Origin of the sequence: Arenibacter lacus (assembly GCF_008711145.1) — a bacterium.
GTDB lineage: Bacteria > Bacteroidota > Bacteroidia > Flavobacteriales > Flavobacteriaceae > Arenibacter > Arenibacter amylolyticus.
The window spans coordinates 1-1,460 of sequence record NZ_VVIN01000162.1; the positions used below are offsets into that span (position 1 = coordinate 1).

2 protein-coding genes and 1 pseudogene are annotated in these 1,460 nt (G+C 47.4%); all 3 read right to left on the minus strand.

Features of this window, described 5'->3' with window-relative positions:
- Positions 1 to 346 (minus strand): annotated as a pseudogene (locus F1E73_RS16930) (hypothetical protein); the annotation flags it as partial.
- Between the two features lie 524 nt (positions 347 to 870).
- The gene (locus F1E73_RS16935; RefSeq protein ID WP_086478565.1) at positions 871 to 1,104 is read right to left on the minus strand and encodes a hypothetical protein; all 234 of its coding nucleotides are present in this window, start codon (positions 1,102 to 1,104) and stop codon (positions 871 to 873) included.
- A 4-nt stretch (positions 1,105 to 1,108) separates the two neighbouring features.
- A partial coding sequence (locus F1E73_RS17705) for a hypothetical protein (protein ID WP_191089061.1) occupies positions 1,109 to 1,460 on the minus strand: 352 nt, incomplete at its 5' end.

Consider the following 1,460-nt stretch of genomic DNA (forward strand, 5'->3'; position numbering starts at 1 on the left):
TTCCGGTAACTCCCCCGATCACACCAGCAGTAAGCCTAGACCCAAGACCTTCACCAAAATTGGCACCGTTCATCCAGGACGTGCCCGTACTTCCAACAAAACCGCCAGCAAAGCCCCCTGCGGAACCTGAGGCGGCACCGCCCCAAAAGCCCATGGATGCCGACATTCCGCTGCTGAAAAACCCGCCCCCGGCACCTACCATCCCGGCCACGGCTCCTATCAGTCCGCCCCCGACAATGGTACCGAAGTTCGTCCCGGGCTTCACCGCTTGGGCCACTGCACCGATGACCGCTCCTGCAATTACCGCAAACCAAAAGAACTCCCCATTTGCATCAGTGTACTTCAACGGACTGTTCCATGCCTAGCCTTATTGATCAACGTCCCGGTATTTTCGCCAGCGCACCATCCCGCCTATTTTTGCAAACGCACACCGTGCGTTTACAAAAAGTAGCGTGCACAAAATTGTCCGGCATCAGGAACCGGTGCAGCATGGGGTCGTACAAACGCCCGTTCCCGCCTTCGCTACGCTACGGACGGGCAGGCATGTGTATAAGGTTCACCCCTTGCAAATGCTCGTGCCCTGTATAGCCACGGTCCAAGACGGCGAATTTCGTCAGTGCCGTATTGCTGCCTTCCGTCGACTTAACGATATTGCCCCAGTTGGGACTCTAAAGGGCATTGTTATCGCTGTTTCAAAGAACTTTTCTCTGTACCATACTGGGCATTGTCTGCTTACCGATGTCTGCACAAACGTGAGGCTTGCGGTATCGGGGGAATTAGCATTATGGTTATTTAAAGTACCAAAAACACCACAGAGTTTAACTATCTTCTATTGCGATCACAAAAAATTATGCTTACACTAATTAAAAACTACTTAAAGATTTCCTTTACCACCTGAAATACTCCAAAAAAAAACATAATTGCCAACGCAATGCGAAATCGCCATGTTGTTATTTTATCATCAAATCGATCTGCATTTTTCAATCCATGTTCATCTTCTTGGGGCCGATTAGGAGGTGGTTTAAGAGGATTATTAAAAAAAATAAATCCTAAAATGGATAGGCAAATGCTCAAAAGTCCTAAAATAAGATTATTGGTCTCCATTTTTCTAGTTTGTAATACGATTTATAAGTGTAACCTTCAAATCAACATTCTGTCTTAATATCTGTTGTGACAAAATACTTAATCCTGTTCTTTTAAGGGCATATTTAGTGCCAATACTAATAGCTTGTGAACCGACCGATGCCGTTCCTTGTCCAAAATTTGCGGTGGCCACAGATTCCATAATAGAACCACCAAATGAGATCCCGCTCCCGATTCCGGCCAGTGGCACCCCAATTTCAGCACCCACTACCGACAACGTTAATCCATACCCTGCTACGGCCATACCGTCCCCGACATTCTGTAACATTACCCCGATCTCGGAACCGTTTACCCGAAAGGTCGTGCCCCAATCAATA